This window comes from Thermus composti (genome assembly GCF_014647535.1).
GTDB lineage: Bacteria > Deinococcota > Deinococci > Deinococcales > Thermaceae > Thermus > Thermus composti.
Window position 1 is genome coordinate 1 of record NZ_BMPJ01000049.1, and the last position, 5438, is coordinate 5438.

Sequence of the window (5438 nt, forward strand, 5' to 3'; positions counted from 1 at the left end):
TACCCATCGCCTGGGTAGCTAGGGTGGCGGCGTGAATAGTGTCGGAGCGAATAACCGAAGGGGGGATTCTATATCAAAGCGTAACAGATCTTTCTCGCTGTCGTAGCTGTAGAGCACCAGAGAAGCGCGCAAAGTTTCGCGGAGGCAATCTTCAAGTGGGTGGGGTGGGGCATCCATCTTTCGGGAGATGAAGGTTCCTTGCTGGTCTAAAGAGCTTGTTGGCCACCACAGGATCAAAGCTGACGACGGGGGATGACTGTAAAAAGTGTTCTTCAACTTTTGCGTAAGGTAAGCAATAATCGCGTCCATACTCCCTCCTACAGGCTTGCAGCTCGAGCCAAACGCTTGAGGTGGATTTCCTTAGCCGCGCGCTGAAGTTCTTCCCCGCACTTGACACCCAGCACCAATTCGGCCACCCGATCTCTTCCGCCTTTTTCTTTCACCCGGAATGCGGACAGCCCGGCAAATTCCTTCTCGATCCCCTCAATCTCAAGCGGATTTAGAATCAACAGCTGCTCAGCTTCGTAGACCTTGAAGTCCAGGGCCCCTTGCCCAAGATTGCTTCTTCCCAATAGGCCCTGTTGCAGGAAAACAAAGCTCCAGTTCAGGGCCGCCGCCAGCGCCTCAAGCTTTACCCCCGGTTTTGGCTGGATGGTGTAGAGACGGGCATCGACTAGAGCTTCCCAGTTCACCCAGAAGCCGAACCGGTCGTTGTAGCTCATCATGCACACCAGGTTGGGAGGGAACGCCGGGCTGGAAAGTCGCCACCAAGGCTGATTGGCGCTAACCGAGGGAAGGTTGTGGTAGCCTTTGACGCTCTCACCTCGCTTGTGGCCTTGGGAAAGCTTTACTTCCACTTCTTCCCCCCAGGAGACGTAATGTTGAGCATGAACATCGAGGGCCCTAGGGAAAAAAACCCGCGTACTCAAGTCGCGAGCACGCACTTCAAGAGGAGCATCAGGAAGGTCACGGGGCGAACGTATCACCGGCACAAGAGTTCCGGCCTCCAGGAAGCCTTCCCACCCCGCCCCGTTTTTTACCGCTACCAGCGCGTTCTCAGGAGGACGTTCTCCCCTTCCCCAGTAAGCCGACTCTTCCTCCTTGGTGAGGGCTTCCCCGTGCACCTCCCCGCATAGAGGGCAGACCGGACGGTAGGGAAGCACCTCGAGGTAAAAGAAGTCGTTCGCCCCGGTCTTGATCCCAAAGCGCACCTCGGCCACGTCCCCGAGCCGCACTAACTTGTCCCCCGCCTTTTCCAGGACGCGGAAAAAGATGTCGGGAGCCCGGAGGTAGAGCCCGCCCCACTTCCCGCCCGCATACTTGCCGTCTTCGTCAAGCCCCTCCCGCAAGAGCTCATCGGCGCTCCGCGCCGCCACCCTGACGCTCTCGTTCTGACGGACTACTTCGGGAGCCTTCACCTCAGCACCTCCTTAGCGAGCCCCACCTGTAGGGAGGCCTCCAGCGCCTCCTGCAGGAGGTCCACTTCCTCGAAGGGCTTCTGCACCGCCACGAAGAGGACAGGCCAGTCGGGGGGCACTTTTCTTTCGGGGTCCGGAGCGTGGGCCACGGTGATCGCCGTGTTCACGTCCGCCCGGAAGGAGCGCTTGACCCGGTTCTCGATCACGTAGCGGAGGGGAGCGGCCTCCAGGAAGACCCGTTGCAGCCAGGCCCCGTACTGCACGTCCAGCCAGGAGTTGGACACCACGAAGACGTGGACCCCTTTGGGGTGGAGCAAGGCCAGCGAGCGCACATAGAAGTAGGTGTACAGGTCGGAGCGCCCCGAGGGGGTGGGTACCTTTTCCTCCGTGTAGAAGGTGGCGAGGAGGAGGTCCTCCTTCGCCGACCTCTGCAGGAGCTTCTTGTAAGTGCCAGGGTCGAAGCGACCGAAGAGGTCCCGGATCTCCTCCTGGCGCACATAGGGGGGGTTGCCGATTACGATGTCGAACCCCCCCTTGGGCCCGAGGAGGACCTCGGCGAAGTCCAGGAGGTAGAAGAAGGGGCGTTCCCTCTGCCTGAGGAGCTCCTCGATTTGGCGGTACCGTTCCTCGGTCTGCTCCGCTTCCCCCTTCACCAGAAGCCCCGGTTGCTGGCCCTTTCCCAAAAGGGCCCGCCAAGCGTAGGCCTCGAGGAAGGCCCGCTCCTTCTCCTCCACCTCCTCCCGGCTCACCCCCCGGTTGTGGAAGTAGTCCTCTTTGGCGGCCACCAGGGCCTCGTAAGCCTTGCGCACTTTCTCGTCCTTCAGCACCTCAGCCTCGGCGGGGAGCTTCACGGGGACGATCGTTTCTCCCAGGGTCTGGACCAGGGAGTCCCCGTGGGCCACCTTGAGGCCGAGGGAGGGGAGGAGGGGCTCCTTAGAGGCCTTGGCGCTGTCGGGGAGCTCCACGAAGTAGGCGAGCCAGAGCCTGAGCTCCGTCATCCACACCGCCCAGCCCAGGGCGTCCACCCCGTAGAGGTTCTGGAGGAGGCGCTTGCGGAGGTCCAGGGTGCGGGGCTCCCCGAGGTCCTCGAGGACCTCCTCCAGGACCTGGAGCATCCCCACGAGGAAGGCCCCGCTCCCCACGGCCGGGTCCAGAACCTTAGCCTCGAGGAGGCTCTGCTTGGCGAAGGCCCTTTCCTCCTTCGTGAGGGCCTCCACCTCCCCTCTCATGAGCCCGTAGGCCTTCTCCAGGGGAAGGCCCTGGCGGTGGAGGTGCTCGGCGAGGGCGAGGCGGCACATGAGGTCCACCTCCACCCGGGGCGTGTAGTGGGCCCCCACCTCGCCTCCCTTCCCCTCCACCCCGAGGTCGTTGATGAGACGCTCCAGGATGAGGCCCAGGAACTCGGGGTTGAGCTCCAGCTCCTCCTCGTAGCGGTCGTTCTCCTCCACCGTGAAGTTGTGGGCGAAGAGGAAGCCGAAGAAGTCCCGGACGGCCTCGTCCTTCAGGTAGAGGCCCCGGTCGTCCACGCCGGGCTTCGGGGAGAAGAGCTCGCCGTTCAAGTAGGGGGCTTCCTTCAGGGCCTTCTCCACCTCGGGAGGAAGGCCGAGGCCTGAAAGCTCCTTCTCACCGGGAGGGGCCTTGAGGGCGCGGAAGAAGAGGGGGGTGAGCCACTCGCGGTAGAAGCGGTCCTTTCCAAGGCCCACCGCCTTCTCGTAGCGCTTCAGGAGGTCCTGGAGGAAGTCCTCCCTTCCCCCGAGCCACCCTCGCTTCTGCACGAAGCCGAGGAAGATCACCCGGGCCACGAAGGCGAGGGCGAAGTCGCGCTTCTCTCCGGAAGAAGCCTCCCCCACCACCCCCCTGGCGAGCCTCTCTTCGAAGACCTCGATGAACTCCCGGTAGAACTCCTCGGTGACGGCCTCCACGCTGAAGATCTCGAGGAGTTCAGCGAGGGTCCCGGGCGGGTTTTCCGCCATGCGCCGGAGGCGCTGGAAGAAGGTCTTGTTGGGCTCCCCGGGGCGGGCGATGAGGCTGTGGCGCTTGTAGTGGGAGAGCTCGGGCTTCCTCGTCCCCCGGTAGCGGGCGTGGACGAGGCTCAGACGGTAGGCTCCCTTCCCGTCATGGAAGACGAAGAGCCCGGCGGGAAGCCCCCGCTCCACGAGGTAGCGGGCGGCGGGCTCCCAGTCCTTGCGGCGCTTTCTGGCGGCCTCCTCTACCCTCAGGGCCACCACGGGCACCTCGTCCTCGAGGTAGAGGTAGCCGAGGAGCTCGCCCGTGACCCCCCCGGGGAGGGAAACCGCCTCTTCCCGGGGGGCAAAGCTCCCTAAGGCGTCCAGGAAGCTGACGAGCCCTTCACGGCTGTAGGGAACGAGGTCATCACTCAGCAAGGCAAATCTACCTCCCTAAAAAATAGGCTCCCAAGGCCAAAAACCCCAGGATCCCTCCCAGGATAAAGATTTGCCTTTGTAGCCCCGTTATCTTCCGCATCATCTCCAGATGCCGCGCCAAGAGCTTCTGCTCCATGTGATTAACCTGCTGGCCCACCTCGTCCATCCGATCCTCAAGGCCCTTCATCCTCCCTTCCAGCTCCGCTTTCTGCTGACTTAACTGATCTTCAACACGGTCTAATCGCTTGAAGGTGAGGTGTTGGATTTCGCTAAGGCGGTTCTGGGATTCCTTAAGGTGCTCGAGCACCTGCTCCTCCAGCTTCCGACGCCACTCCTCAATCCCACGACGGGATTCCTCCCATTCTTGCCGAAACCTGTCTAGGTCCTCGCCTCCTCGGGCAACGAGTTCTTGTAGGCCATGGAGGCGTTCTTCTAAGCTCTGGTACGTCTTTTTGGCCGCCTCCAGTATCCCGGCAAGCTCTTCCGACACCTTCAGGGCTTGCCTAAGGCTCTTCCTATAGGCATCGACCTCTTGCTCCAAAAGCTCCAGAAAGTTTCTTTCCTCCTTCATCCCCTACCCCTGTAAGCCGGTTTCAAACCTTTCCTTGATCGACCTCAGCTGGGGAAAAACCCCTTCTTGTTCCACCCACTCCGTCAGCTCGGAAAGAAGCTTTACAGAAGCTAGGCTCGCCGCGAGCCGAGCAGCCGGATCGTCATATCCCAGGCGCTTCCCTACCTCCTCATAAACCTGCTTTCGCTCCCGGTAGCCCCCAAGAGGAGGATGGGCGAGAAGCACACTTCCCAGGTGCTCCGGTCCCAACCTTCCAAGTTCGGCGAGAAAAGGACCGATCTCGTCGACAGAAAGGCCCTGCTTCAAGGCCTCAGAGGTCCCCCGCTTCAGGTAGAGAGCCCCCTGGGCGGGATCTTCACGCCCCTTGAGGGCACCCGCCAGGAAAAAGGCCCCTAGACTCGTTCCTTCACGTTCCAGGTAATACTCGGAGCGGAGCATGACCGCTTGACTCAGACCTCTCTCGCTTGCAGCGGAGAGAAGCAGATCGGCTTCCTCCTCCGACCAATCCTGGAAAAAAGTGGAGAGCCGCCGAACGATCTCCTCGGGTTCGGCTTCCCTTGGGGGAACCAGCGCTCCAGGGACCGGGAAAGCCAAAGAGGGCTCACAGACATCGCAGAAGCCACAACGGTAATCGTCTGGTGGAAGCTGGTCGTCAAAGATGCTCCGAAGCACCAAGCGGCGACACCGGTTTCTCTCCGTGCTCAGGGCGTACTCGATGAGGTTCCGAAGCATCTGGATGCGCATGGGATAGACCGTCTCGTACACCCTCTCCAAAAGGATGCGGAGGGCTTTCTCTACAGGATCTAGTGGATTGCCAGCAGAAGCGCGGCGAAGAGGTTCCAACCTTTTCTCCATCACCTCTACCCCCAGCCGCGTTTCTGCCAGGAAAGCCCTAAGCCGTTCCTCAAAAGTCCGACGGCTCATCTTAGGCGGGGGGAACCAAAAACGGAGGCGCCGCTGTGAGAGGTACTCTACGGTGTAAGCTTCTAAAAAGCCCCCCCCTTTCGGATATTCACCCGCATATCCATTGACACGCCAATAAAGAAGGGGGCTTGGGTAAATACA

The 5438-nt window shown here is 61.2% G+C and carries 4 protein-coding genes; all 4 read right to left on the reverse strand.

Annotation, left to right across the window (positions count from 1 at the left end; translation table 11 throughout):
• Window positions 1-317: 317 nt before the first annotated feature.
• The gene (locus IEX93_RS11170; protein WP_022799372.1) at window positions 318-1418 is read right to left on the reverse strand and encodes a hypothetical protein; all 1101 of its coding nucleotides are present in this window, start codon (window positions 1416-1418) and stop codon (window positions 318-320) included.
• Window positions 1415-3802: an Eco57I restriction-modification methylase domain-containing protein gene (locus tag IEX93_RS11175; protein ID WP_188848263.1), complete on the reverse strand. Its 2388-nt coding sequence runs from the start codon at window positions 3800-3802 to the stop codon at window positions 1415-1417. Before IEX93_RS11175 ends, IEX93_RS11170 begins: the two co-directional genes overlap by 4 nt.
• A gap of 7 nt (window positions 3803-3809) precedes the next feature.
• Window positions 3810-4373, reverse strand: coding sequence for a hypothetical protein (locus IEX93_RS11180; RefSeq protein WP_188848264.1), 564 nt, complete (start codon window positions 4371-4373; stop codon window positions 3810-3812).
• A gap of 3 nt (window positions 4374-4376) precedes the next feature.
• The coding region (locus IEX93_RS11185) for a RecQ family zinc-binding domain-containing protein (RefSeq protein WP_229906185.1) at window positions 4377-5438 on the reverse strand (1062 nt) is incomplete at its 5' end.